Genomic DNA, 25,004 nt, shown 5'->3' on the forward strand with positions numbered 1-25,004 from the left:
CGTCACATAACGAATGAGTAATTATGTCGTCACTCAACGCATTTGTTGCGGACCCTGGCGATATGTCCCGCTCAGTCCGAAGATCGGCCGTACCGTGTATCGGGTGAACGATGCATCCGTGACACGGCGGCGACTGCTCGCGGGAGTCGGCTCGGCCGTGGTCGCGGGTCTCGCGGGCTGCGGCACCAACGCTCAGACGCCCCCGCAGCAGCCGGCGTCACCGTCCGCGGCTCCGTCGCCCACTTTCGACGAGGCCGCGCTCCGCCGCAAGATCGCCAGCCTGCTGGTGGTCGGCTTCCGGGGTCAGACGGTCAGCAGCAACGACTGGATCGTGCAGGCGATTCAGAACGGCCTTGGTGGCGTCATCCTGTTCGACAAGGAGATCGAGACGAACGCCCCGCGCAACATCACGTCGCCGGCCCAGGTGACCGCGCTCGTGAAGAGCCTCAAGGACGCCTCGCCGGGCGGGAAGCTCATCGTCTCCATCGACCAGGAGGGCGGCCAGGTCGCCCGCCTCAACCCGAGCAACGGCTTCCCGGCGACGAAGTCGGAGCAGGAGATCGGCGCCCAGAACTCGCCGGCCGCGACCCGGGCCTGGGCACAGCAGATCGTCGACAGCCTCAACTCGATCGGCGCGAACCTCAACTACGCGCCGGTCGTCGACCTGAACACGAACCCGAACAACCCCGCGATCGGCCAGCTCCAGCGCAGCTTCTCGGCGAACGTCAACGTCGTGGTCTCCAATGCGACCGAGGAGATCCAGGTCCACCGGGCCGGCAAGGTCAAGACGTCGATCAAGCACTTCCCGGGCTTCGGCACCGCGACCGGCAACACGGACTTCGACGTGGTCGACGTCAGTGCCACGTGGACACCGACGCAACTCGAACCGTTCCAACAGTTGATCCGCAACGGCATGGCGGACTCCGTACTCGTCGCGCACCTGCTCATCCGGCAGCTCGACCCGAACCTGCCGGCGTCGCTGTCACCCGCGGTCGTCACGAACCTGCTCCGCGGTCAGCTGGGCTTCCAGGGGCCGGCGGTCAGCGACGACATGCAGGCGGCCGCGATCACCAGACGGTACGGCCTGAACGAAGCGGTCGAGCTGGGCCTCAAGGCGGGCCTGGACCTGCTCGTCTTCGCCAACCAGCAGACGTACGACCCGAACGTCGTGGACGAGACCCTCGACAACGTCGTCAACCTGGTCCGCACGGGCCGCCTAACGGAGGCCCAGATCGACCAGGCCGTGGCCCGCGTCGACACCCTGCGCCCGTAACACGGCCAACTTCCGCATCACTGGCCCACCAATGCGGGTGGCAGCCACCGGGCCTGTTGGGCGACGCTCGAAGAGAGCGAAAGGGTGGTCGCCATGGACCGCGAGACGATCCTGGTCGGATACGACGGCTCGGCCGGAGCGCGGACGGCGGTGGCCTGGGCCCTCGAAGAGGCGAGGCGCTGGAGCTGTCGCGTACGGCTGGTGGACGTCTTCGAGTGGCCGGTACGCGTCGGCCCGGCCACCACACGCCCGCAGAGCTGGCCGCGGACCGAGGCCTACCGCGGCGCCGAACGCACCATCCAACGGACGGTGACCGCGCTCGCCGACGCGAACCCGGACGTACCCGTCGACGGCTTGGTGGTCGAGGGTCCGCCCGCCGCGATGTTGGCCGACCTCTCCTCCGGCGTGCGGCTCGTGGTCGTCGGATCCGGCGGCAGCGGCGGCTTCCGCGGCCGCCCGGGGTCGACGACCCGCCATCTGCTGCGCCACGCGCTCTGCCCGGTGCTCGTCGTCCCGGAGCCCACCAACAGCGTCCCGTCCGAGGAGAGCGAAGCCCGACGCGGCTCCGCGAGCATCGGCTCGTAACCGCCCTCAGCTGTCTCGGCGAATCCCGACCGAACCTCGGGTTGGCCGGGTGGCGAGGGTGTAGCCGATGGTGGTTACGCCCACCGCCACTCCCCAACCGAGGAACACCAGCAGGGTGGCGGTCACCGCCCAACCATCCCGGACCTGCGACCAGGGCGTGTCGCCGCTGAGCACCTGGCCCACGAGCACGACGACGCTCAACACGCCGTAGGCGACCAGGGCGAGCGCGACCACCCCGGCCGGAATCACCGCCAGGAGCCGGGGAACGGGTCGCCCGCGCAGCACGGGCGTCCAGCGCGGGAACTGCTGCCCCCACCGCCGCGTCAACCCGAGCACGAGCAGCCCGGCGAGTGGCGGGACGAGGGTGATCGCCACGCCGGTCACGGTCGACAGGCTCCGGTGGATGTCGTCCAACTGCTCACGCGGAATTCCGAAGGGGACGCCGAGCACCCACAGCCCGTGCGGAACGGCCCAACCGAACACCGGCAGAGCGACCGCCGTGTACGCCCAACGGCGCGCCCAGCCCGGCACCAGCTGGTATCCGGCCTCGCGCGGTCCGCGCCGGGGCGTGCGAGCGTTGGCGAGCCCGGCGAACAGGAGACCGCCGATCGCCAGCGCGAGCCGGGCGCCCAGGTCGCGCCAGTCCGAAGGCCGGCCCGCCATCGCCGCGGGGACCTCGAACAGCAGGTGCAACGGAAACGCCAGGACCAGGAGCAGTGCGGCCGCCGTCCAACAGCCGGCGACCGACCAGCGGCCCGGGAACCGGACCACGCAGACGACCAGGACCGCGAGGGCGGCACCGTCCCCGCAGCGGGGGAGACGCTCACCCCGCTGGGGGAGGAGAGCCATTCCGTTGAGGTGGATCATGGTGTACGGCGAAACGAAGGGAGAAACGTGACTACGGAGGTCGGCGACCTGCCGGTGGCGGCGCAATGGTTCCAGTTCACGGCCTTGGACGAGCGCATCACGCTGATCCGCGAGCCGTACGCCCGCGGACTGCTGCGTGCGAACCTCTGGCATTTGCGTGGCCGTGACCGCGATCTGCTCATCGACTGTGGACTGGGCGTGACGGCGCTGGCACCACTGCTCGTCGAGCGCTTCGGTCGCGTACCCGTGCTGGTTCTGACCCATGCCCACCTCGACCACATGGGGTCGGCGCACGAGTTCGACGAGGTCTGGGCCCACCCGCTCGAACACGTCGACGACCCGGCCCCCGGCTCCCTGCACGGCCCGACCCTGGCCGCCCAACTCGGCCTCGACGAGACGCTGCCGCCCGCGCTGCTGACGGCCCGTCCGCACGGCGACTACGACCTCGGGACCTATCGGGTACGCCCCGCGACCCCGACCCGCCTGCTGGCGGACGGCGACGTCGTGGACGTGGGCGACCGTCCGCTGACCGTCCTGCACCTGCCCGGCCACACTCCCGGGAGCATCGCGCTGTTCGACGAACACGACGGCACGCTGTTCAGCGGGGACGTCATCTACGACGACGTGCTGCTCGACTCCCTGCCGGGAGGCGACCCCGGTCAGTACGCACAGTCCCTGCGGCGGCTGCGCGACCTGCCGGTGCGCCTGACGCATCCCGGACACGACCACGGCTTCGGTCAGGATCGCCTGCACCAGCTCATCGACGACTACCTGTCCACGAAGTAGGACGGCACGTTGCCGGGCGACGCCCCGCCGCGCGATCATCGTGGTTCGCTTACCGGGGACCGGAGGTTCATGCAGGCGCTCGATCCACGCGGAGTGACGACCGCAGAGGAGTTCGTCGTCCTGCTGCGCCGCGTACGGGACCGGTCCGGCCTGTCGTACCGGACGATCGCGAAACGGGCCGGTGCGGTGCTGCCCGCCAGCACGCTCGCCACGATGCTCGCGCGGCAGACCCTTCCGCGCCGGGAGCTGGTGACGGCCGTGCTGACCGCGTGCGAGGTTCCGCCATCGGCGGTACGGCAATGGATCGCGGTGTGGGAACGGCTGGCCGAGGGCGCGGCGACCCCCGCTCCCGCTCCCGTGGACGCCGGCCCGGTGCCGTTCCAGTTGCCGCCCGCACCGCCCGTGCTGGTGGGCCGCGACGCCGAGCTCGACCGGCTCGCCGCAGGTCACGCGGGCGTTTGGCTGCTCACCGGTGCCGGCGGCGTCGGCAAGTCCGCCCTCGCGGTGCTGGCGGCCCACCGTGCGGCCGGGCGACATCCGGGCGGCTGCCTCTACGTCGACCTGCGCGGCGCGAGCGCCGACGCCGCCCCGAGCGAGCCACACGACGTGCTGCTCGGCTTCCTGCGCGCCCTCGGCGTGCGCACCGCACCCGCCACAGTGGACGAGGCCAGTGCGCTGTTCCGCAGCACGGTCGCCGACCGGGCCATGGTGATCGTGCTCGACAACGCGGGGTCGGCCGCGCAGGTGCGCCCGCTGCTGCCCAGCGGTCCCCGGACGACCACGCTGGTCACCAGCCGCTGGCGGTTGCCCGACCTCGACGTGACCCGGCGCCTGGCGGTGGAGCCGCTGCCGGCCACGGCCGGGCGGGACCTGCTCGCGCACCTCTGCGGTCCTGAGCGGGTGACCGCCGAGGCCGCCGCCGTTAGCGACATCGTCCGGCTGTGCGGCGGATCCCCGCTCGCGCTGCGGATCGTCGGCGCGCGAGCGTCTGGCCGGCAGACCTTCAGCTCCCTCGCCGCCCACCTCGATGACGACGCCCGCCACCTCGACGAGCTCGAGGTCGGCGACCTGTCGGTGCGCGCGGGCCTGCGCGTTGGATACCGGAGCCTGCCGACGGACCTGGCCCCGAGCGTCTTCCGCCTCGCCGCGGTGCCTGACTGGATCGAGCTGGGCGCGGCCGCCTGCGCCGCGATGCTCGACGCGCCTGCCGTGGCCGTCGAACGCGCCCTCGACGTCCTCCTCGACGCCCACCTGGTCGAGAGCCCGGCGCCGGGACGGTTCCGCTACCACGACAGCGTGCGGATCTTCGCGCGCGAGCAGGCCGACGCCGTGGATCCGCCGGCCGTCCAGCTCGCGGCGCGGGAGCGGCTGGCCGCGGTGATGTTCAGCGCCACCGCGAGCGCCGCGCGCACGCTCTTCCCGCACGACCCCCTGCCGTACGGGGAGATCGGCACCACCGCCCAACGCCTGATCGGGCCGGACGCCACCACCGCGCAGGCCTGGCGCTGGCTCGAACAGGAGCGGGTCAACCTACGGATGATCGCGAGCCAGGAGTACGCGGCCGGCCGCGCGCTGCCCGCGATCCGCGACCTGGGCGTCGCCGTGGCCAAGTACCTGGACTACGCCGGCCACTTCGTCGATCAGGCCCGCCTCGGCCAGCTCGCGATCGCGGCCGCGCGGCGCCTCGGCGACCAGCGGGGCACGGCGCAGGCCCTGAACACCCTGGCGATCGCGATGCTGCGCCACGAGCGGCGGCGCGAGGGCATCGAGCTGCTCGACCAGGCGCTGGCGATCAGGCGGGAGCTGGGCGACCGGGCGGGGGAGGCCGCCTGCCTCAACAACCTGGGCAACGCCCACCGCGACAACGGCGACCTCGACGACGCGCTGCGCTGCCTGGAGCGAAGCCTGGCGCTGCGCAAGGAGCTGAGCGACCGCTACAAAACGGGTTCCACATTGGACAATATCGGCATCGTGCTGCGCCGCCTGGGCCGGTTCGAGGAGGCCTTGGACCACCACCGCGCCGGCCTGGCAATCACCCGCGAGCTGGACGACCGGCTCCGGGAGGCGCTGGTGCTGACCAACCTGGCCGAGACCGAGCACGTGGCCGGTGAGCAGCACCAGGCGCTGGGCCACGCGGAGCGGGCGCTGGCCATCAGCCGGGAGCTCCACCACGACCGAGGCTGCGGCCTGGCCCTGCAACTACTGGGCGACATCCACGCGAGCCTCGGCGACACCACGCGGGCACGCTCGTGCCACGCCGAGGCGGCGGAACTGCTGCACGAGCCGGCGATCGGCGTGGAGGCGCCGACCGCCGGCTGACATGCGCGCCGGACGGCCCCCGAACCACTGTCTCCGCCCGGGCTGATGCGGCAATTGTCGCTGCCCCGCACACCCCCGGGGAAGGATCTCGAACAGTCTCGAACGGATCCGAACACCCTGGAAAGCGTACGGACGGACGTGGGTCGGCATTTGATACAGTTCATTTCCTGGCAATTCTCAATTTCGTTCTTTCGGGTGAAGAATTGCTTTTATAAGTCGTTGATCTGACTTGAATGCGGGCTGTACGTCGCCTTGACGGCGCGTTCTTTTCGCGGCAACCATCTTGACGAAATGCTCTTTCTTCGAAAAGAGGTGTGCGCGAATGAACCCAGCGGAGAGCCGAAATTCGAGAGCGCTCGTCTATCGGCGAGTACGGGCCGCGTTCGTGGCCGTCGCGGTGGCCGCGACCTGCCTGGTGGCCTGGGCGGCGCCCGCGCAGGCGCTGCCGTTGAGCGTGACCGTCACTATTGTCAGGGTGGCTGAATGCTGCCCGGGCGGCCCGATCGACGTGACGTCGGACGCCGATTTCTATGGCCGGACGACCATTGCCGGCAACTCGACCGATTTCGGTGAGATCGAGGACCAGTCGATTATCACGCCGAACTGGCAGGCGACCGAAACGGTCGACCACAGCAATGCCACCACCGATGTGAAGATCGAGATTTTCGACGAGGACGACGGCCTGAACTTCGCCGACAACCAGATCGACCTTACGAGCAACGACGCCGACCGGGCCGTGAACTTCTCCATCGACCTGCACCCGGAGGACTCCCGCTGCTACTTCACCGGTGACGTGAGCGGACCGTGCGGCGCCGAGGTCACGACGCAGGGCAACGCGGACGACGGCGACGTCGCCGACATGACCCTCATGGTCGAGGTCAACGAGCCCCCGCAGGCGCCCGGACGGCACGTCAGGTGCCTGCACTCTCCGCTGTGGCCGCAGCCCGGCGAGACGGTCACCATCACCGCCGAAGCGTTCGGCGACCAGCCCGACGGCGCCGCTCTGCCGGAGCTGATCTCCGACCAGTTGGACATCTTCTTCTCGACCGACGGCGGCGCGACCCGGCAGAAGATCGGTGGTTCGGGGCGGCAGACGACGTTCAGCGCCAGCCGGACGGTCGGGGCCGGCGGCTCGACCTTCTCCTACAGCTGCCTGGCGATCGACCGCTTGGAGTCCGTCGACTCCGGGTGGCACACGGTGCAGGTCGGCGATCCGCCGCAGGGGCGCGCCGTACCCGTGCTGCTGTCGGGCAACCGCGAGAACGCGCTGGACGTCGTCCTGTTCCCGGCGACGATCAACGTGCGCAGCCAACCGAACAACCCGTCGAACACCAGCCTGCTGACCTTCCCGGTCTACAGCGGGCCGAAGGACGCCAACTTCCTCAACCACGCCGGCGCCGCGGTCGCCGAGCTCATGCGCGAGCAACGCGTGCTGGACAACCAGGGTGGCATCAACGTCTGGATCGCCCGCGATCCCGCGGCCACGGGCGGGTTCCGGGACCTGCGGGGCGGCGACGGCATCGACGACACCTGCCAGCATCAACCCCCGGCGAACCTCGGCGTCGACTACGGGTTCGCCAACGTCCGCGCGATCCTGCATCCCACGACCCCGCCACCCGGCAACACGAACACGTTGCGGGAATGCGCCTTCGGCGGCGTGCTCAGCGCGGAGGCCGGTGAGAACGGCGTGTTCATCCACGAGGTCGGCCACGCGGGCTTCGGCCTGGCCGACGAGTACTGCTGCGACGGCGGATACTTCCAGACCGCGGATGTCCCGAACGTCTACCTGAGCAACAACGCGTGCGTCAACGACGTCGGGAGCCTCGGTGGTGTCGCCGCCGACTGCCGCGGCATGGACTCGGTGTTCGACACCGACACCAACGCGGACTTCTGGGTCTCGGACCCCGCGTCCAACGACCTGATGAACGACAACCGGTTCGCCCGGCGAGCCGACCGCAGACGCATGGACTTCGTGTTCGGTCAATGCGACCAGGCAAGGTGCTGAGGGGGCCCACGATGCGCAAACGCGTACCCATGCTGATGATCGGTGTCGTCGCCCTGACGATCGGCGCCCTCCACGCGACCGCGGAGGCTGTTCCCGGCAAACTGAGCGCGCCGGCGCCGCAGCCCGAATACGTCGACAACGCCCGCAGCTTCGTCGCCACGATCGACTTCCAGTCAGCGGTCGCCGGCACGCCGGCCGGCGTCGTGGTGGCCAATGTGGCCACACCGGGCACGGCGTTCCTGAAGCCGGACCTGACGGTGTCCAGCATCGCGGACGGTGCGGTGCTGCGCTCCACGACGATGCCGAACCCGGCTCTAGCGTACGCGGAGCACGCGGGCTTCACCGGCCAGGCCGGACGTGCCTACGTGCTCGTGCCGTACGACAGTCGGGTCGAGCAGATCACGTTGGCCAGCGCGGCCGGCGCCACGGTGGCCACGGTCGACACGACGGCGGCGGTCCGCGACTACTGCGTCGCGAACCCGAACGACCCGGACTGCCGGGAGAGCGACCTGTCGGTCGACGCGGTCGCGGCACCCGGGCCACTGTTCGGCGTGCTCGGCCGGCCGGTGACCATCACGGTGGCCAGCACGGTCGCCAACGCCGGGCCCGACGGCCCGACCGAGGCCAAGGTGGAACGCGCGGTGGTCGCCGGCGCCGGCATCACCGTCACCCCCAGCGCCCCGGACACGACGCCGGCCACCCTCGCGGTGGGCACGCCGCAGCGGCTGGAGAAGACGTACACGGTGACGTGTGTCCAACCTGGACCACGCACGCTCGACTTCACCACCAGTGTGAGTCCGCGGCGGGCGTCCGTCGTCGACGCGCGTGCCGACAACAACCAGCGGACCGCGCGCCTCACGCTCGACTGCGCGGTGCCGGTCACGATCAACATCCACCCCGGCAGCCCGCTGAACTGGATCAGCCTGCACGCACCCGTCGTGCCGACCGCGGTGCTCACCACGCGGGCCGGTGAGTACGGCAACCCGCTCGCGTTCGACGCGACCACGATCGTCGCGAGCGAGACCCGATTCGGCTCGCCGGACCTCCTACAGCGCGGTCTCGGCGTGCGGGACATCAACAACAGGTTCGTCAAGGTGCTGTCGCTGGAGCCCAACGAGCGAACGATCGACCTCGACTGGGACGCACTCCTCAACTTCGGACCGGCCCGCAACGCCGTGACGGCAACGGACACGACGGCCTGTGTCTTCGGCAAGTTCACCAGCGGCCCGTCGACGCGAACGAGCTTCTACGGCTGCGACCGGATCGACATCATCCCCTAGGCACGATGTGGTCGGCTGTCAGGGTTTCCGCACCTGGCAGCCGACCATTGTGTTCGTCGAAAGTCGGTAGTGCGATCGGGGCGGACCGATTAGCGTGTCCGTCATTCGCGAGCGCGAGGAGGTTGAGATGGCGCACATGGTTCTCAGCGAGGTAGCTGCCACCGCCACGACAACGGAGCTCGTCGCGAGCTGACCTTCTGCTCGGCTTCTCCACGTCGTGGCGGGTTCCCGCCCGCGGATCGTCTCTGCGGGTCGGCTGACGGCGCCCTAGTTCGGCGCCGCATCACCCAGCTCTATCACGCTGACACGAGGAGAAATCGTGGTTTCCGCATCGTCCTTCGAACCGCTGCGCGCGGCCGAAGGAGGACCCAGTCACGTCGTGCGTTCCGGTGGGACCGTCAGGCGCCCCGCCGGGCCGTGGACCAGCACCGTTCATTCGCTGCTCCGCCACCTGGAGGAGGTCGGATTCGCCGGCGCTCCCCGAGTGGTCGGGGACGGCATCGACCCCGACGGCAACGAGGTACTCACCTGGATCGAGGGCGACTTCGCCCACCCGCACGCCTGGTCGGACGAGGGGGTGTGGCAGGTCGGCAGGCTGCTGCGTGACCTGCACACCGCCACAGCCGGCTTCGTACCCCCGCCCGACGCGGTATGGCAACCGTGGTGGATGCACCACCACGGCCCGGACTCCGTCGTCGGGCACTGCGACGCCGGCCCCTGGCACACCGTCGCCCGCGACGGTGCACCGGTGGCGTTCATCGACTGGACCCTGGCGGGCCCGGTCGACCGGCTCGACGAGGTCGTCGCCGCCGCGTGGTGGCACGCCCAACTCCACGACGACGACGTCGCCGAACGCAACCACCTGCCCGACCCGGTGATCCGCGCCAGACAGCTACGGCTGTTCCTGGACGGATACGAACTGGCTGCCACCGATCGCGCCGGCCTGATCAGCCGGATGATCGAGTTCGCCGTCCGCGACACCGCGGCCGAAGCGACCCGCGCCCACATCACTCCGTCATCGAGTGATCCGGCACCCCTGTGGGCGCTGGCCTGGCGGGCCCGTGCCGGAGCCTGGATGATCCGTCACCGCACCCTCCTCGAGCGCGCCATCGGGGAGTAGCACAGGCCGGGGCCGCCGACAATCCACGTTGGCGGCCCCGCGCCGCATTGCCGGTCAAGCTAAGGGCTGGCCGGTGCGAACAGTACGACGTCCCAGTGCGGGGTCAGGGTCGACCACGGGACTGCGACCGAGCGTGCGGGTAGCGCGGTCAGCACCACGATCAGGCTCAGCGCCTTGTTGACGATGACGGCCTGCAACGCGGCGAAACCGAACAGCACGATCAGCAGGGGCAGCCGGAACTCGGCTCCGCCGAGGCCGATCATGCCGCCGAGGACCCCGACGGCAGCGCCGCCCGCGAATGCCAAGGGCAACGACGCTCGGACGGTGCCGAGCCGTGGCGCGGAAAGCACGAATGCAGACGCTACGGGAGTCGTGTGCCGGGAAGCCACTGATCGAGATACGCGCGCAGAGCGTTGATGTCGGTCCCGCCCCGGTAGCCGATGTGCCCGTCAGGTCGTACCAGGATGGCGGTCGGCTCATGGACCCGAAGGCGGTCGAGCGCGGCCGCCGTCGGTCGATCGAGACGGTGGACGCTGAGCCGCGGTGGGCTCGGCTCAGCCGGCCAACCAGCTCCGCACAGGAGGAGATGCCATCCCGGCGCCGCAGTGAGACCGTGCAACGTGCTTGGGGTGGAGCCAGATGCGAGCGGTGCGTCGGGCAGGCGGTCGCCGGCTGCGGCGCAGCGGGAGGAACCTGCCGGCCCAGACGTCGAAAGCGGGCTGTGCGGGTAGCTGATGTTCAGTTGGGAGACCGTCCGGAAGATGGCTCCTCGCCCCCGGGAGATCTTCGCCGCCAGCGGCAGCATCGTGGGGGCGACCCGGGCGCGCGCGAAACGCACGAGCGGGTTGGTCGAGGTCGCGATGGTGAAGGCGCGGTCGGACATCCGCAGGACTGTCCGGCCGACGGGTGCCCGTTCGGTGCCGTAGCTGTCCAGAATGCGGTCAGGAGCTTGGCCGGACAGGGCGTAAGCGAGCTTCCACGCCAGGTTCGCGGCGTCCTGGATACCGGTGTTCATGCCTTGCGCTCCGGCCGGTGAGTGGATGTGGGCGGCGTCGCCGGCCAGGAAGATCCGTTCGGCTCGGTAGCGCGACGCGGCTCGGTGGTGGAGCCGGAAGTTCGTCATCCACACCGGATCTCGAAGGTGGACGGCTCCGTCGGTGTACTGGTTCGCCAGCTCTTGAACGTCATTCAACGTCACAGTCGCGCCCGGCGCGGCCGACTCGGCGCGCGGCCTCATCGCCAGCACGCGCCAGGCCGCGGGTGAGACGAGCGGGAAGAAGAACAGCATGCCGCGGGCTGAGACGAAGACGTGCGCGATGCCCGCATCGAGGCCGTCGGCGTCGAGGTCGGCCAGGACAAAGGTCTGCGGATACGAGCTGCCCTCGAACGCGATACCCGCCAGTTCGCGGACGGTGCTGCGAGCACCGTCGCAGCCGACGACATACGGCACCTCGAGGTGCTCGATGGCGCTGTCGCGGTGCCGCAACGTCCCCGTTGTCGAAGCGGTGTCCTGGGTGAGGCTGGTCAGCTCGACTCCGCGTTCGACCTCGACGCCGTGAGCGCGGAGGTGATCGATGAGCACCTGCTCGGTGTGCGCCTGCGACAGGAACAGCAGGAACGGGTATCGCGTGTCCGCGAACCCGAGGTCGAACATGGGGAGCGGGACTGTCCTGCGCCCGGCGTGGATGAGGAGCCGGACGTTCGGGTTGCCCTGGCGGACCAACTCGTCAGAGACCCCGAGGCCCGCGAGAACCTCCAGCGTGCGGGGCTGGATCGCCAGCGCCCGTGACTCACGCGCCCGGTCGAAGTTGCGGTCGACGATGCGCGGCCGAGCTCCTTGGGCGATCAACAGGGCAGCCATCGCCAGCCCGGTGGGTCCGCCACCGACCACCAGGACGTCCGGCGGCGCCGTCACCCATTCATCGTAGGAACGGTTCGCGCCGGGTCACACCGCCTGGACGGCTGGGGCTTCGTCGAAGACGAGCAGTGCGGCGAGTTGACGCATGATGCCTGGCCGGGCTCGGTAGTAGACCCACGTTCCGCGACGTTCGCCGTCGATGAGGCCGGCTTCGCGCAGGGTTTTGAGGTGGTGCGAGATCGTCGGCCCGGACAGCTCGAACGCCGGGGTCAGGTCGCAGACGCAGGCCTCGCCGCCCTCGGCTGACGCGATCATCGACATCAGCTGCAGCCGGACCGGATCGCCGAGCGCTTTGAAGGCCGGCGCGAGGACGGACGCCGTCTCGGCCGGTATTCGGCTCACCGCGAGGGGTGGGCAGCACGGCGTGCCCGCGTTGAGGTCGATCACCGGCAGCGCCGCTTGCTTAGACATGCTTCTAGGTTGACAGATCTCGAAACAGCGTGCAACTCTTCTGTTTAGAAGTTCATCTACTTCGAAGGACTTCGAGACAGCCTGGTGAAGGAGTCACGCCATGTTCCGTATTGGTCGCCGTCCCGCCGCTGAGGCGGGGGTTCGGTTCTGCGACAGCTGCACCGAGGTCAGCACCGCCGACGAGCGCGCCCGGCGACGCCTCGACCAGAACAGGGCCCACATCGCTGCGGTCATCGGACCGCGCTGAGACCACGCCGAAGAAGGAGACTGATCATGACCGAGACCAAGAACGGCGGCGGATTCACCGGCGACCCCGCCGCCGCGCTGTCCGTAGCCGGCACGGGCGGTTGCTGTGGCAACCCTCCTCAGGCGAACCTGTCCCTGCCGGAGCCCGACGGGGCAGCCACGACGTGTTGTGGCACGGCGGCCGAGGCGAAGGCGGAGAGCTCGTGCTGCGGCACTGCGGCCAAGGCTGACGCCGTCGCGAGCGGATCGGGCTGCTGCGGATGACAACCGGATCTGAGCCGGCCGCTCTCGACCGGCTCCTGGCCGAGGTGTCGGGCGAGCGGATGGTCGCCACGGTCGCGACCTTGGCTGGCGATCCGTTCGAAGGCCGACGGGTCGGCACGCCGGGTGGCGCCGCCGCACGTGCCTGGCTCGCACGCCAGCTGGAGGGCATCGGCGCGACGGTGACGACCGAGACGTTCCCTGTGCGGGCGGTTCCCGACGTCTATGCCGCGCCCATCGCGGAGTGGAACGACGGAGACATCGCGCACCGGCTGACGTTCGGCCGAGACTTCAGTGTCCATCTCGCTTCAGTCGACGCCGGCGATCAGCCGAAGCGGGGGCCGCTGGGGTTGGCCGGCGCCGACGACCCGACCGGGCGATGGCTGCTCGTGCCGGCCGCGATGGCCCTCGCCGACGCCTACGAGCACGCCGCCGGCGCGCTCGGGCTCCTGGTCGGCCGGGCCGTCGACGGGGACGGCTGGCACTTCACGATGCTGGCGGGGCCAAACCCCGGTCGGCTACCAGTCCTCAGCGTCGCCACCGAGTTGCACGAGCGGCTGGTCGCGGCAGTCGGCGGCGGTGCCGCGAGCTGGTCGGCGAGCTCGCCGATCCGCCGGGTGGACGTGACCGGCGCCAACGTCCACGGTCGTCTGCGCACTGCCACACCTCGTGGCGTGGATCTGTTGCTGACGGCCCACTACGACGGAGTGGGCCATCACCCGGGTCTGCGTCAACCGGCGGCGGCCGACAACGGGAGCGGCGTCGCCGTCGTCTGCGAAGCCGCTCGGATCCTCGCTGCGGGCCTCCCCTCCGACGTTGGACTCTCCGTGGCGTTCGTCGACGGCGAGGAGACCGGCGCCCTCGGATCGGCCCACCATGCCGGGCAGCTTCGTGCTACGGACGACCAACCACTGGTGATCAACGTCGACGGCGCAGGATGCCTGCACGAGGCCGCCGCCGTCGAGGCGGGCGGCCCTGCCCACGGGCTCCTCGCAGTGCTCGACCGGGCCGCGCGGCACACCGGGCTGCCGCTGACGGCTGGGCCGGTCGCCTCCGACAACCGCCGATATGCCGCGGTTGGTCTGGCAACGGTCGGGATCGGCGCGGGCATGGCGGGCTATCACAGCCCGGCCGACACCGCCGACCGCGTCGAGCCGGAGACGATGGTCGCGATCTGCCGGCTCGTCGTCGCGACTGGGTGGCTGGCCGCGTCGGATGCGACTAAACTTTCATCGTTGATCGGCGATAGACGATGAAGCTGGTGGAACGTGTCAGACCTCCTCGACCGGGCGACAGCTACGACGTACGCGTCATGGTTTCGTGCCCTGGCCGACCCGACCCGGGTGCAGATCGTCGAGTACCTGGCGCGGCAAGCACGCCCGATGCCGGTCGGCGAGCTCGTCGAAGCGGTGGGGCTGGCCCAGTCAACGGTGTCGCAACACCTCAAGGTGCTCACCGAGGTCGGGTTCGTCCGGGTCGAACCGGTCGGCAACGCCCGCCACTACCGCATCAACCAGAACTGCGTGGACTGCTTCCCATCAGCGGCCGACGTCGTCATGGGCCGGCCCGCTCCGACCCCGGCAGGAGGCTGCGAATGCTGATCCGCCCGATGGAGCCCGCCGACGCCGACGCGGTCCTGCGCATCTACCAGGCCGGCCTCGACACCGGTCACGCCAGCTTCGAAGTGACCGCACCGGCCTGGGCGACCTTCGACGCCGCACGACTGCCCGAGCACCGACTCGTCACCGTCGATGACGACGGGGCCGTCGTCGGTTGGGTCGCCGTGTCCGCGGTCTCGAGCCGACTGGTCTACGCGGGGGTCGTCGAGCACTCCGTCTACGTCGACCCCACCGCCAGCGGCAAAGGTGTCGCCCGATCGCTGCTGGCGGCCCTCATCGCCTCGACGGAAGCCGCAGGCGTGTGGACAATCCAGTCGGGCGTCTTTCCCGAGAACGCTTCCAGCCTCGCCCTGCACCGCAGGGCCGGGTTCCGCACCATCGGCACGCGAGAGCGGGTCGGCCGCCATCACGGCCGGTGGCGCGACGTGATCCTGCTCGAACGCCGCAGCCCCGCCATCATCTAGACCCCGCGTCGCCAGAACCCAGACGCCGAAGTCTGACCAGTTGATTCGATTAGCTTCAAGACAAGGAGACATCGTGAGTACGTCGTTCGACGACCTACCCGTGGTCGTCATCGGTGGTGGACCGGTCGGCCTGGCCGCCGCCGCCCATCTCGCCGAGCGCGAGATCCCGTTCGTCGTGCTGGAGTCCGGCGACGCCCCCGCCTCGGCAGTCCGGCAGTGGGGCCACGTGCGCCTGTTCTCGCCATGGCGATACAACGTGGACTCCGCCGCACGCCGGCTGCTGGCCGACGCCGGTTGGGTCGAGCCGGACCTGGACGTGTTGCCTACCGGCGCGCAGCTCGCCGACGACTACCTCCGTCCGCTCGCGGACCTGCCCGCGCTCAAGCCGTACATCCGCTACGACTCGCGAGTGGTCGCCGTGACCCGGCTGGGGATGGACCGCGTCCGCACCTCAGACCGCGCGACCACGCCACTGCTGGTACGCCTTGCCGGCGGCGACGACCTGTTGGCCCGCGCCGTCATCGACGCCTCCGGCACTTGGACGACACCCAACGTCCTGGGCGCGTCCGGGATCCTGGCCCACGGCGAGGACCAGGCGGCCGCGTACGTGGAGCACGCCCTGCCTGATGTGTTGGGTACCGACCGCGACCGGTTCGCTGGCAAGCGGACCCTGGTCGTCGGCGCCGGCCACTCCGCCGCCAACACCCTGCTCTCCCTGTCAGAGCTGGCTCGTCAGGTTCCCGGCACGAGCGTTGTGTGGGCGATCCGCTCGACGAGCCCGGCGCGCACTTACGGCGGTGAAGCCGATGACGCCCTACCCGCCCGCGGCGCCCTCGGATCGCGGCTGCACTCCCTTGTGGACGACGGCACGATCGAGCTGGTGACGGGCTTCGCCGTGCGGAGCGTCGAAGCGACCGAAGGCCAGGTGACGGTGTCCGGCGGCCGAGCGACCATTACCGCGGACCGCATCGTGTCGGCGACCGGCTTCCGTCCCGACCACACCTTCGTCTCCGAGCTCCGGCTGGACCTGGACCCGATCCTCGGCTCGACCCGCGCCCTTGCCCCACTGATCGACCCCAACGAACACTCCTGCGGCACCGTCCCACCGCACGGCGCCGACGAGCTCGCCCACCCCGAACCCGGCTTCTACGCCATCGGCGTCAAGAGCTACGGACGCGCACCCACCTTCCTGCTGGCCACCGGCTACGAACAGGCCCGCTCCGTTGTCGCCGCGCTGGCCGGTGACTGGGCCGCCGCCCGCGACGTCCAACTGGACCTGCCCGAGACCGGCGTCTGCAACAGCAACCCGGTCCTCGACGACGACACCATCACCGGCGGCGGCGGGTGCTGCGGCACCAGCGCTCCGGCGACAGCGGAGCCTGCCGGTCGAGGCCTCGCCACCGGAATCTCCGGCGGGCTGCTTCGCGCACCGCTGACCCTCATCTCCGTCACCGAGACCAGCGGCTCCGACCAGGCCGGCAGCTGCTGCAACTGAACCGATGACCACGCCAACCCGCACGGCCGCCGACCCCAGGGTCGGCGGCCAGGGGCGGGCTTTCCACGGCTGGCGGATCGTCGCCGCCTTCGCGATCACCCAGACTGTCGGCTACGGCACCCTCTACTACGCCTTCGCCGTCCTGCTCCACCCGATCGCCGCCGACCTGCACACCTCACCCGCCGCCGTCACCGGCGCCCTCACTACCGCGATCCTCGCCTGGGCCGCAGCTGCCGTACCCGTCGGACGGTGGCTCGACCGTCACGGCGGTCGCGCGATCATGACCACCGGAGCGATAGCCGGCGCCCTGCTGCTCGTCGCCTGGTCCCAGGTGCGCACCGTCGCCCAGATGTACGTCGTCTTCGCCGGCCTGGGCGTCGCGATGGCCATGGCCCTCTACGAACCCGCGACCGCGGTCATCGTGTCCTGGTTCGACCCGGAGCGCCGGTCACGAGCCCTCCTGACCATGATCGTCGTGGCCGGGTTCGCCAGCACCATCTTCATGCCGCTGACCGGATACCTCGACAGCCGCCACGGCTGGCGCACCACCCTGCTCGTACTCGCCGGCCTGTACGCGGTCACCGCGATCCCGTTGCACGCCGCGGTCGTTCGCCGACCACCCGCTGCGTACAGCGCCGAGCGCCCCGCGGTCGATGCGGCACGAGCGGACCTGGCCCGGGCCGCTCGACGCGACCCACGCTTCTGGTTCCTCGCCATCGCGTTCGTCGCACACAGCGCCGCGATGAGCACCATGACCGTCCACCTCGTCGGCTTCCTCACCTCCGCCGGCCACCCCGCGACCTTCGCGGCCACCATCGCCGGCCTGCTCGGCATCCTGTCCGTCACCGGCCGCCTGCTGCTCACCGGCGCCCAACGACGACTGTCCCTTACCGCGCTGGTAGCCACGATCTTCGCGACTCAGGCCGTCGCCGCGCTCGCGCTTCCGGTCATCGCTAGCACCCGGCTGGGTGCCGCCGCCGGCGTGACCGCCTTCGGCATCGGCTTCGGTGTCGCCAGCCTCGCCGCACCGGCCATGCTCGCTGACCGTTACGGCACCACCGCGTACGCCACGATCGCCGGCACCCTCGTCGCACCCGTAACTCTGGCGAAGGCGACCGCCCCCCTCGGCGCGGCCGCATTGCTCGCCGTAAGCGGCGGCTATGCACCCGTCCTCATAGCCGTCGGAGCCGCCTGCCTCATCGCCGCCGCCGTCATTCTCGCGAAGGGTCGCTAACGGGTCGAGGACGCCACGTCGGCGGCCGGGACGAGGCGTGGCACGAGCCGCACGTACGCGACCATGCCCAGAACCTCGACGAGTGTCTGGGTGACCACGACCGCGGCGGCGATGGCGGACTGGTCCGGGAGGGCCAGCGCCAAGGCAGGACGATCAGGGAGTTGCGGGTCGCACCGGTGAAGACCACGGCTCGGGCGGGTCCGGTGCCGAGCCGGAAGAGCCGGCCGCCGCTCAGCCCGGCGAACGCCATCACCACGAGGAAGATCAAGTAGAACGGCACGACGCCGAGGACGTCGCCGATGTCGTCGCGGATTTCGGCACCTGGGACGCGACGACCACGAACAGGGTCGCTGCCCTCAAGGGGACCATCGCCGTTCCGAGGTGTTGCGCGACTCAGTGGACGGATTGATCTGTTCGCGGCAGATCTCTCGACCGAGGGACGTCGGGCGCTCCGGCGCAACGGACCATGACCACGGTGGCCGGAACAAGCCAGACAAGGAAGAAGGGATACAACGCGAAGCTCAACCAACCGTCCGTTGCGAGTGGGCCGTCTCGTACGACTGACCCTGTCGACAGAGCGGCCTGGGCGCAGGCTGCGATCAGTGCCAGCCGACCCAGACCGGGAAAGCTCGATGATGCAGCGACACGATGCCGGCTGCGGCCAGCATCATCGCCAGCGGCAGATTCGCGACGGTGAAAAGCGCAGCGGTTGCCTCGATTAGCGCCACCGACGCCTCACCGCCGGGATCGTTGGCCAGGCCGATCTGGAAGGCTTGGGCCACCAAGTTGACAGCCACCCACGCGATGCCAGCGCCGAAGGCCACCGTGCTCAGCTGTCCAGGTCCCCGCTCGAACCTGACGAGGTGGCTGCGCAGACTGCCGAGGAACCAGAGGCTCGCCGCGGCGCCGGCGAGGAAGAGCATGCTCTGGGTCAGCAGTGCGGTCCGGTGCACGGCGAAGTCCGTAGCAGTTAGCGGCGTCCGTTCGAAGACAGTTGCCGTCGCACCAAGAACGACCATTGCGAAGCCGCTTGCGGCTCCCTAGCGCTGCCATCGGGTTGGCGCCCGGGGCGAACGGCTCGCCGGCGCGGCGTCCGTCAGGAGTGTTCCCGGTGTGCCGGCCGTAGACGACGTTCGAGGTGATGGTCAGGACCGAGATCCGTGTCGGGCACCACGATCTTGCCGTCTTTGCTGACATGGCCTTCGGGCGTGTATCCGTGGCCGTGGATCACGTATCCGCCGTCGCTGGTCACGGCTTCCTGGACAGCCATCCGTCCCTCGGTCAGCGTCCCGGTCTTGTCAGCGGCGATCACCGTCACCGACCCGAGGGTCTCGACGGACCGCAGCCGGCGCGGGATCGCCTTTGCCCGTGCCATCCGTCGCGCGCCGAGGGCCAACGCCAGCGTCACCACGGCCGGCATCGACTCCGGGACGGCCGCCACCACCAGACTGACGGCGGTGACCGCCATCTCCACCGTTCCCCGCCCGGTCAGAAGTCCCAGCACGAACACGACCGCGGACATCAGCAGCACGGCGACGCCCAGCACACGTCCGAGCCGTGCGAGGCGGCGCTGCAGCGGCGTCGGTCCCGGGCGAGTGCCCCGGACCAGCCCGACGATCCGGCCGAGCGCGCTGGCGGACCCGATACGCACGACGGTCCCGGCGCCGCGGCCAGCGACGACCACCGTTCCCGCACTCACTTCCTGGCCGGCTTCGCGGTCGACGGGCTGGGCCTCGCCGGTCATCGCGGACTCGTCGAGTCGCAGACGGTAGGTGCCGTCCAGTGCGATGTCGGCCGGGACGATGTCGCCCGCCGCGAGCAAGGCCCTGTCGCCGCGCACGACCTCGGACACCGGGACGATCCGGTCGACGCCGTCCCGAACGACGCGGGCGGTCGGCGCCGCGAGACCGTCGAGCGCGGCGATGGCCCGGTCGGCGCGGACCTCCTGCCATACGCCGATGCCGGTGTTGACGATGACGACCAGGGCGATGACCGCGGTGTCGGGATAGTCGCCAAGGACGGCGGTGACCACCGCGGCGGCGATGAGCAGCACGACGAGCGGATCGGTGAGCTGGCGCGCCACGCGCGTGCTCAACCGGTGAGCGGGGGCGGCATCGAGGAGGTTGGGTCCCTCGTCGCGCAGGTGCCGCCCGGCTGCCTCTTCGGTGATGCCGCCGGGCGGTGCCACGTCGGTCGCCGGTACGGAGATGGTCAGCATCGGATCGCTCCCGTCACCGGTGACTGTCCGGCTACGCGCGGACCGCCGGTTCGGCCGACGACGACGCCGGCACGGGGATCGGGATCACGACGACCGGGCAGGGCGCCAGTCGGATGACCTCCTCGCTGACCGATCCGAGCACCGTGTGGTGCAGGCGGCTGTGTCCGTGGCTGCCCAGCACCAGAAGATCCGCGGCTCGCGCCGCGTCCGCCAGCACCTGCGCCGCCCGTCCTTCGACAACCTCGGCGGCCACCGGGTGGGTGCTGCCGTGCTGAGCCGTCAGCGCCGCGATCTCCTGCTGTAGCACCCGCTCGGCGTGCTGACGGGTTTCGTCCGGCCGCACGGTGTGCGGGTCGAGTTCCACGCCGTCCCAACGCCAGGCCATGACGGCCTGCACCGCGCCGCCGCGGTCGGCGGCCTCCTGCGCGGCCCAGGCCAGCGCGCGGCGTCCGCCTTCGGAGCCGTCGACACCGACCACGATCAGATAGCTCTCCGTCATCTCGTCCTCCCTGATGCCGCTCCTGCCTCGCAGTGTCGGCCCGCCGGCAGCGGTCGGGCAGGCGCCAACGACCCTGACCGGAGGGCCGATGGTCCCGCCGTCGGCCCGTGCCGCCGCAGGAGTGATCGACGGGACCTCTGCGGACCACGGGCGGGCCGGTCGGCCCTGCCGAACCGGGGTGGGCAGGCATTGGCTTGGAAGGAACGTCGCCGCCGCTCTGAGGAGGGCTTCTGTGACCGACATCGCCGATGCGCCCCGCGCCGCCGTTCACGGCGGCGTCGACGCGCTGACCGCCGACGGCGGGATCGTCCGGATCCGCCCGGCCCTCCCGCAGGACGAACCCGCGCTACGGACGATGTACGCGAGCGCCGATCCCGACAACCTGCGGATGCGCTTCTTCGGGCTGGCCGGCGAGTCGACGATCATGACTGAGGTGCGGCGGCTCTGCCGAACGCCCGGACCGTGCCACGCGGCGGTAGTGGCCGAGCTGGCCGGCCAGGTGGTCGGGGTGGCGTCGTTCGAACGAACGAGCCCGGCGGACCGGCGTGCGGAGTTCGCGGTGTTCGTCGGCGACGCCGAGCACGGCCGGGGCATCGGCACGCTGCTGCTCGAGCATCTCGCCGCCGTCGCGCGCAAGGAGGGCGTCGACGAGCTGCTCGGCGAGGTTCTTCCCACCAACGGGTCGATGATCCGGGTGGCCCGGGACCTCAGCGGTCGGGTGTTCACCCGGTTCGCCGACGGCGTGTTGGACGTCGGCCTGCCGACTGTTGAGGACCGCGACGCCGTCGACGCTCGCGATCGGCAGTCCGGGCACGCGTCACTGCTGCCGCTGCTGTGTCCGCGCTCGGTCGCGGTGATCGGTGCCGGACGCGCGCCCGGCGGGGTAGGACATGAGACGCTGCGCGGCCTGACGGAGTCCGGGTACACGGGCGTGGTGTACGCCGTCAACCCGCACGCCACCGAGGTCGCCGGAGTCCGGGCCTACCCGTCGCTGCGGACGCTGCCGGGTCCGGTCGACCTCGTCGTGGTGGCCGTCCCGGCGAGCGCCGTCCCCGGTGTCATCGCCGATGCCGCCGTGGCTGGCGCCCGCGCGGCCGTGGTGCTCAGCGCGGGCTTCGGGGAGGTCGGAGCGGACGGCCGGCAGGGGCAGGCCGCGCTGGTGGACCTCGCGCGCAGGCACGGCATCCGCCTCGTCGGCCCCAACTGCATCGGGATTCTCAACACCGACGCGAAGGTCCGGCTGAACGCCAGCTTTGTACCCGGTCATCCGTTGCCCGGTGGCCTCGCCGTCGCCTCCCAGTCCGGCGCCGTCGGCATCGCACTGCTTGACCACGCCACTCGTTCCGGTTGCGGCATCTCCACCTTCGTGTCGTTGGGGAACAAGGCCGACGTCAGCGGCAACGATCTGATCTCGTACTGGTTCGACGACCCACACACCAGCGCGGTGGCGCTGTATCTCGAGTCGTTCGGCAACCCGCGCAAGTTCGCCCGCTTCGCGCGGGCACTGGCCCGTCGCAAGCCCGTGCTCGCGGTCAAGAGCGGCCGCTCCGCCGCCGGTCAGCGTGCCGGCGCCTCCCACACCGCGGCGGCGGCCGCGCCGGATGCCACCGTCAGCGCGTTGTTCGCGCAAGCGGGCGTTATCCGCGTCGACAACATCGGTGAGCTGCTGGACGCGGCACGGGTGCTCGTCGACCAGCCGTTGCCGCGCGGTGGACGGCTGGCCGTGCTCGGCAATGCCGGCGGCTTCAACGTGATGGCCGCCGACGCCGCCGCCGGCGGACGGCTGACCGTGCCGGCACCGACGCCCGAGCTGCACGACCTGCTGCGCCACCTCGCGCCTCAGGCGGCGACCCACGACAACCCGCTGGACCTGGGAGCCGCGGCGACCCCCGAGGCGTTCGCGTCGGCGGCGCGCACGCTCGTGGACAGCGGCGAGGTGGACCTCCTGCTGTTCGTGGTCGCCGCGACCCGCGCGAACGACGTCTCGGCCATCCTGGCCGCGCTCACACCGATCGTGGACGCCGCCACGGACCTGGCCGCCGCGGCCGTTGTCGTCGGCCTCGAAGCTCCCCCCAGGGTGCTCGGCGCGCGCCGCATCCCGGTCTTCGACCTGCCCGAGCAAGCGGTCCGCGCGCTCGACCACGCGGTGCGCTACGCGGACTGGCGGCGAGAGCCGTTGGGCCTCCAGCCCGACCTTCCGGGCATCGACTTCGAGGCGGCCCGGGCCACCGTCGAAGGCGCTCTCGCCGTTGGCGGCGGCTGGCAGCCGTACCCGGTCGCGGAGCAGATCCTGCGTGCCTACGGGATACCTCTGCTGAACTCGACGGCGGTCACCGACGAGGACAGCGCGGTCGGAGCGGCACGTGCGGCCGGCTATCCGGTGGCGGTCAAATCGGCTGACCCGCAGCTGGTCCACAAGACCGATGTCGGCGGGGTCCACCTGCACCTGACGGGAGAGGACGACGTCCGCGCCGCCTATCGCGCGGTGACGGCGGCCGGTGACCCGGCGCGGGGCGCCCTCGTCCAGCCGATGGCGGTCGCCGGCGTGGAGCTCGTCGCCGGAGTGGTCCACGATCACCTGTTCGGTTCCGTGGTCATGACCGGGCTCGGCGGAGTGCAGACCGACCTCTTCGACGATCGCGTGCTGCGGCTGGTCCCGATGACAGACCTGGACGCCCGCCGGATGTGGCGGTCGTTGCGCGCGGCCCGCCTGCTGACCGGTTTCCGGGGCAGCCGGCCGGTGGATACCGGCGCCCTCGAGGATCTGTTGCTCCGCCTCGGCCGACTCGCCGAAGACCTGCCCGAGGTGGCCGAGCTCGATCTGAACCCCGTGGTGGCCCGAGCGGACGGCGTGGTGGCGGTCGACGCGAAGCTGCGCCTGCGAACAGTGGACGCCGAACCGGACCCGGTCCTGCGCCAGCTCCGCCTGCCCTGACCAGTGTTGGGAGGTCACCATGGACAAGCCCGTTGTCGTCGGTGTCGACGGTTCGCCCGCGAGCATCGCGGCCGCTCGCTACGCGGCCGAGCTGGCCAGCCGGCGCTTGGCACCACTGCTGATCGTGCACGGCTACGTCCACCCGCTCGGATACGGCGCCGCCGGCGTCAGCCCGTACACGCCGGCGCTGCCCGATCCGCGCGCCGACGGCGCCAACCTGCTCGCCCGGGTGGCCAGTGGTGTGGCGCGGCAGTTTCCGTGCCTCGACACGGCCACCGAACAGGTCGCCGCCGGTGCCGCACCCGCCTTGATCGAACGTTCGCGTGGTGCCGAGGCCGTCGTGGTCGGGCATCGCGGGATAGGCGGATGCGCCGAGCTGCTGGTCGGTTCCGTCGGGAGCCAGGTCGCGGCCCGGGCCAGCGGGCCGGTCGTGATCTTCCGGCCCATCACCGAACGGCAGGCCGCCGCCCCGGTGTTGGTTGGTGTCGACGGCTCGGCCGGCTGCCTGCCGGCACTCGCCTTCGCGTTCGACGAGGCGGCCCGGCGCGCGCTGCCGCTGCTGGCCGTGCACGTCGCCGACGAGCGCGTCGAACCCGCGTGGCTCGCGGAGTCGATGCTGGAGACCGTCGTGGCGCCGTGGACCGACAAGTACCCCTTGGTCGACGTTCGCTGCCAGGTGCGCCCCGCGTCGGTCGTGGACCGGGCGATGGTCGACGCGTCCTCCAACGCGAGCCTCGCGGTCGTCGGCTCTCGTGGCCGCGGCGGTATCTCCGGGCTGTTGCTGGGATCGGTCAGCCAGGCGCTGGTGCACCAGGCGCGCTGCCCGGTCGCGGTCGTCCACCCGTACGCGACAGGCTCCATCCACGCCTGACCCTGAAGGAGGCCGTGATGAAGGCGATATACACCGGGCGGGAGGGCATCTCACCGTCGTTGGGAACGCGGCCGGTACGGCGGATCATGAGCGCACCGCCGGTCTGCGTCGCCGGCAGCGCCTCGCTCGGTGCGGCCCTGCGGACGATGGTGCGGGCCGGGCGACGTCATCTCGTCGTCGTCAACCGTGACGGCACCTGCGGTGGTGTGCTGGCTGACCGGACAATCGTGGCCGCCTGGGCGCGGCACGCGGCGGCCCTGGACACCACCACCGTGGACGCTGCGCTGGATCAGGGCGCGGTGGTCGTCGACGAGGGGATCTCGGTCGCCCGTGCCGCGCGGCTCATGCGCGGCGCCGGCGTCGACGCCGTCGCCGTCGTCGACGCGAGCCTGCGCCCGGTCGGCATAGTGACCGGAAGCGACATCGTCGCCCTGCTCGCCGGCTGAACGGTCACTTCACGACCAGCCGGTGCGCCCGCAACAGGCGGGCCCACCACGGCCGCTTGTCTTGCGGACGCAGCCGTGGCGCGGCGGCTCCTTTGACGCTGACCCACCCACCCGGACCCATGGTCACCGGGCCGACGGCGAGACCGCGGCGT

Annotated in this window: 23 protein-coding genes and 1 pseudogene; 16 read left to right on the forward strand and 8 right to left on the reverse strand. The window is 70.8% G+C overall.

Annotated features, from left to right (window positions below):
* Positions 1-118: 118 nt before the first annotated feature.
* Together CHC05_RS26940 and CHC05_RS26945 are read left to right on the forward strand one after the other, a co-directional pair.
* Positions 119-1,273 carry a glycoside hydrolase family 3 N-terminal domain-containing protein gene (locus tag CHC05_RS26940; protein WP_245871237.1) on the forward strand — a complete coding sequence of 385 codons (1,155 nt, stop codon included), beginning with the start codon at positions 119-121 and terminating at the stop codon, positions 1,271-1,273.
* Positions 1,274-1,366: 93 nt separating this feature from the next.
* The gene (locus tag CHC05_RS26945) at positions 1,367-1,858 is read left to right on the forward strand and encodes a universal stress protein (protein WP_089253365.1); all 492 of its coding nucleotides are present in this window, start codon (positions 1,367-1,369) and stop codon (positions 1,856-1,858) included.
* Positions 1,859-1,864: 6 nt separating this feature from the next.
* Here CHC05_RS26945 and CHC05_RS41680 read toward each other — a convergent pair whose 3' ends face one another.
* Positions 1,865-2,707 (reverse strand): hypothetical protein, encoded by an 843-nt coding sequence (locus tag CHC05_RS41680; protein WP_179266391.1) that lies wholly within the window; start codon positions 2,705-2,707, stop codon positions 1,865-1,867.
* Positions 2,708-2,752: 45 nt separating this feature from the next.
* On the opposite strand from CHC05_RS41680, the gene CHC05_RS41685 reads away from it, so the two are divergent.
* From CHC05_RS41685 to CHC05_RS26970, 5 genes are all read left to right on the forward strand, one after another.
* The gene (locus CHC05_RS41685; protein ID WP_179266392.1) at positions 2,753-3,511 is read left to right on the forward strand and encodes an MBL fold metallo-hydrolase; all 759 of its coding nucleotides are present in this window, start codon (positions 2,753-2,755) and stop codon (positions 3,509-3,511) included.
* Between the two features lie 93 nt (positions 3,512-3,604).
* Entirely contained in the window at positions 3,605-5,830 is a 2,226-nt protein-coding gene (locus CHC05_RS26955) for an ATP-binding protein (protein ID WP_179266393.1), read from the forward strand.
* Positions 5,831-6,152: 322 nt separating this feature from the next.
* Positions 6,153-7,835, forward strand: a complete 1,683-nt coding sequence (locus tag CHC05_RS26960) for a hypothetical protein (protein ID WP_144022789.1) — start codon at positions 6,153-6,155, stop codon at positions 7,833-7,835.
* A gap of 11 nt (positions 7,836-7,846) precedes the next feature.
* Positions 7,847-9,115, forward strand: a complete 1,269-nt coding sequence (locus CHC05_RS26965; protein ID WP_144022790.1) for a hypothetical protein — start codon at positions 7,847-7,849, stop codon at positions 9,113-9,115.
* Between the two features lie 379 nt (positions 9,116-9,494).
* Positions 9,495-10,235 (forward strand): aminoglycoside phosphotransferase/kinase family protein, encoded by a 741-nt coding sequence (locus CHC05_RS26970; protein ID WP_218824697.1) that lies wholly within the window; start codon positions 9,495-9,497, stop codon positions 10,233-10,235.
* Between the two features lie 59 nt (positions 10,236-10,294).
* On the opposite strand, the gene CHC05_RS26975 is transcribed toward CHC05_RS26970, so the two are convergent.
* The 3 genes from CHC05_RS26975 to CHC05_RS26985 are packed head-to-tail and all read right to left on the reverse strand — an operon-like array spanning position 10,295 to position 12,564.
* A complete protein-coding gene (locus CHC05_RS26975) occupies positions 10,295-10,585 on the reverse strand; it encodes a hypothetical protein (protein ID WP_218824698.1) in 291 nt (96 codons plus the stop codon).
* Between the two features lie 11 nt (positions 10,586-10,596).
* Positions 10,597-12,150, reverse strand: coding sequence for an FAD-dependent monooxygenase (locus CHC05_RS26980; protein WP_089253370.1), 1,554 nt, complete (start codon positions 12,148-12,150; stop codon positions 10,597-10,599).
* A 30-nt stretch (positions 12,151-12,180) separates the two neighbouring features.
* The gene (locus tag CHC05_RS26985) at positions 12,181-12,564 is read right to left on the reverse strand and encodes an ArsR/SmtB family transcription factor (RefSeq protein ID WP_089253371.1); all 384 of its coding nucleotides are present in this window, start codon (positions 12,562-12,564) and stop codon (positions 12,181-12,183) included.
* 273 nt (positions 12,565-12,837) lie between these two features.
* Here CHC05_RS26985 and CHC05_RS26990 point away from each other — a divergent pair, with 273 nt between their 5' ends.
* From CHC05_RS26990 to CHC05_RS27015, 6 genes are all read left to right on the forward strand, one after another.
* The gene (locus tag CHC05_RS26990) at positions 12,838-13,074 is read left to right on the forward strand and encodes a hypothetical protein (protein ID WP_179266394.1); all 237 of its coding nucleotides are present in this window, start codon (positions 12,838-12,840) and stop codon (positions 13,072-13,074) included.
* Positions 13,071-14,327, forward strand: a complete 1,257-nt coding sequence (locus tag CHC05_RS26995; protein ID WP_089253373.1) for a M28 family metallopeptidase — start codon at positions 13,071-13,073, stop codon at positions 14,325-14,327. The genes CHC05_RS26990 and CHC05_RS26995 overlap by 4 nt, the downstream gene beginning before the upstream one ends.
* Positions 14,328-14,339: 12 nt before the next feature.
* A complete protein-coding gene (locus CHC05_RS27000; RefSeq protein WP_089253374.1) occupies positions 14,340-14,672 on the forward strand; it encodes an ArsR/SmtB family transcription factor in 333 nt (110 codons plus the stop codon).
* On the forward strand, positions 14,666-15,154 hold the full coding sequence (locus tag CHC05_RS27005; protein WP_089253375.1) for a GNAT family N-acetyltransferase: 489 nt from the start codon (positions 14,666-14,668) through the stop codon (positions 15,152-15,154). The genes CHC05_RS27000 and CHC05_RS27005 overlap by 7 nt, the downstream gene beginning before the upstream one ends.
* Positions 15,155-15,224: 70 nt before the next feature.
* Positions 15,225-16,649 (forward strand): NAD(P)-binding domain-containing protein, encoded by a 1,425-nt coding sequence (locus tag CHC05_RS27010; protein ID WP_425426848.1) that lies wholly within the window; start codon positions 15,225-15,227, stop codon positions 16,647-16,649.
* 4 nt (positions 16,650-16,653) lie between these two features.
* Positions 16,654-17,883, forward strand: a complete 1,230-nt coding sequence (locus tag CHC05_RS27015) for an MFS transporter (protein WP_089253377.1) — start codon at positions 16,654-16,656, stop codon at positions 17,881-17,883.
* On the opposite strand, the gene CHC05_RS42150 is transcribed toward CHC05_RS27015, so the two are convergent.
* From CHC05_RS42150 to CHC05_RS27035, 4 genes and pseudogenes are all read right to left on the reverse strand, one after another.
* Positions 17,880-18,026, reverse strand: a complete 147-nt coding sequence (locus CHC05_RS42150; protein ID WP_218824699.1) for a hypothetical protein — start codon at positions 18,024-18,026, stop codon at positions 17,880-17,882. The genes CHC05_RS27015 and CHC05_RS42150 overlap by 4 nt on opposite strands.
* A 456-nt stretch (positions 18,027-18,482) precedes the next feature.
* The gene (locus CHC05_RS27025; RefSeq protein ID WP_089253378.1) at positions 18,483-18,836 is read right to left on the reverse strand and encodes a hypothetical protein; all 354 of its coding nucleotides are present in this window, start codon (positions 18,834-18,836) and stop codon (positions 18,483-18,485) included.
* A gap of 305 nt (positions 18,837-19,141) precedes the next feature.
* Positions 19,142-20,101 (reverse strand): annotated as a pseudogene (locus tag CHC05_RS27030) (HAD-IC family P-type ATPase); the annotation flags it as partial.
* A 31-nt stretch (positions 20,102-20,132) separates the two neighbouring features.
* The gene (locus tag CHC05_RS27035) at positions 20,133-20,600 is read right to left on the reverse strand and encodes a universal stress protein (protein WP_089253380.1); all 468 of its coding nucleotides are present in this window, start codon (positions 20,598-20,600) and stop codon (positions 20,133-20,135) included.
* 232 nt (positions 20,601-20,832) lie between these two features.
* On the opposite strand from CHC05_RS27035, the gene CHC05_RS27040 reads away from it, so the two are divergent.
* From CHC05_RS27040 to CHC05_RS27050, 3 genes are read left to right on the forward strand one after another with little or no spacing between them, the layout of a single operon-like run.
* Positions 20,833-23,535, forward strand: coding sequence for a bifunctional acetate--CoA ligase family protein/GNAT family N-acetyltransferase (locus tag CHC05_RS27040; protein WP_245871238.1), 2,703 nt, complete (start codon positions 20,833-20,835; stop codon positions 23,533-23,535).
* A 19-nt stretch (positions 23,536-23,554) separates the two neighbouring features.
* Entirely contained in the window at positions 23,555-24,406 is an 852-nt protein-coding gene (locus CHC05_RS27045; protein ID WP_089253381.1) for a universal stress protein, read from the forward strand.
* Positions 24,407-24,423: 17 nt separating this feature from the next.
* Entirely contained in the window at positions 24,424-24,852 is a 429-nt protein-coding gene (locus CHC05_RS27050; protein ID WP_089253382.1) for a CBS domain-containing protein, read from the forward strand.
* The last annotated feature ends 152 nt before the right edge of the window (positions 24,853-25,004 follow it).

Source organism: Asanoa hainanensis, assembly GCF_900188485.1.
GTDB lineage: Bacteria > Actinomycetota > Actinomycetes > Mycobacteriales > Micromonosporaceae > Asanoa > Asanoa hainanensis.

Bases quoted from the DNA above. Each gene is read 5' to 3' on its own strand.
- CHC05_RS26945 (WP_089253365.1), top strand. From the start codon at position 1,367: ATGGACCGCGAGACGATCCTGGTCGGATACGACGGCTCGGCCGGAGCG.
- CHC05_RS41680 (WP_179266391.1), bottom strand. From the start codon at position 2,707: ATGGCTCTCCTCCCCCAGCGGGGTGAGCGTCTCCCCCGCTGCGGGGAC.
- CHC05_RS26960 (WP_144022789.1), top strand. From the start codon at position 6,153: ATGAACCCAGCGGAGAGCCGAAATTCGAGAGCGCTCGTCTATCGGCGA.
- CHC05_RS26965 (WP_144022790.1), top strand. From the start codon at position 7,847: ATGCGCAAACGCGTACCCATGCTGATGATCGGTGTCGTCGCCCTGACG.
- CHC05_RS26985 (WP_089253371.1), bottom strand. From the start codon at position 12,564: ATGTCTAAGCAAGCGGCGCTGCCGGTGATCGACCTCAACGCGGGCACG.
- CHC05_RS26990 (WP_179266394.1), top strand. From the start codon at position 12,838: ATGACCGAGACCAAGAACGGCGGCGGATTCACCGGCGACCCCGCCGCC.
- CHC05_RS26995 (WP_089253373.1), top strand. From the start codon at position 13,071: ATGACAACCGGATCTGAGCCGGCCGCTCTCGACCGGCTCCTGGCCGAG.
- CHC05_RS27005 (WP_089253375.1), top strand. From the start codon at position 14,666: ATGCTGATCCGCCCGATGGAGCCCGCCGACGCCGACGCGGTCCTGCGC.
- CHC05_RS27015 (WP_089253377.1), top strand. From the start codon at position 16,654: ATGACCACGCCAACCCGCACGGCCGCCGACCCCAGGGTCGGCGGCCAG.
- CHC05_RS27035 (WP_089253380.1), bottom strand. From the start codon at position 20,600: ATGACGGAGAGCTATCTGATCGTGGTCGGTGTCGACGGCTCCGAAGGC.
- CHC05_RS27045 (WP_089253381.1), top strand. From the start codon at position 23,555: ATGGACAAGCCCGTTGTCGTCGGTGTCGACGGTTCGCCCGCGAGCATC.
- CHC05_RS27050 (WP_089253382.1), top strand. From the start codon at position 24,424: ATGAAGGCGATATACACCGGGCGGGAGGGCATCTCACCGTCGTTGGGA.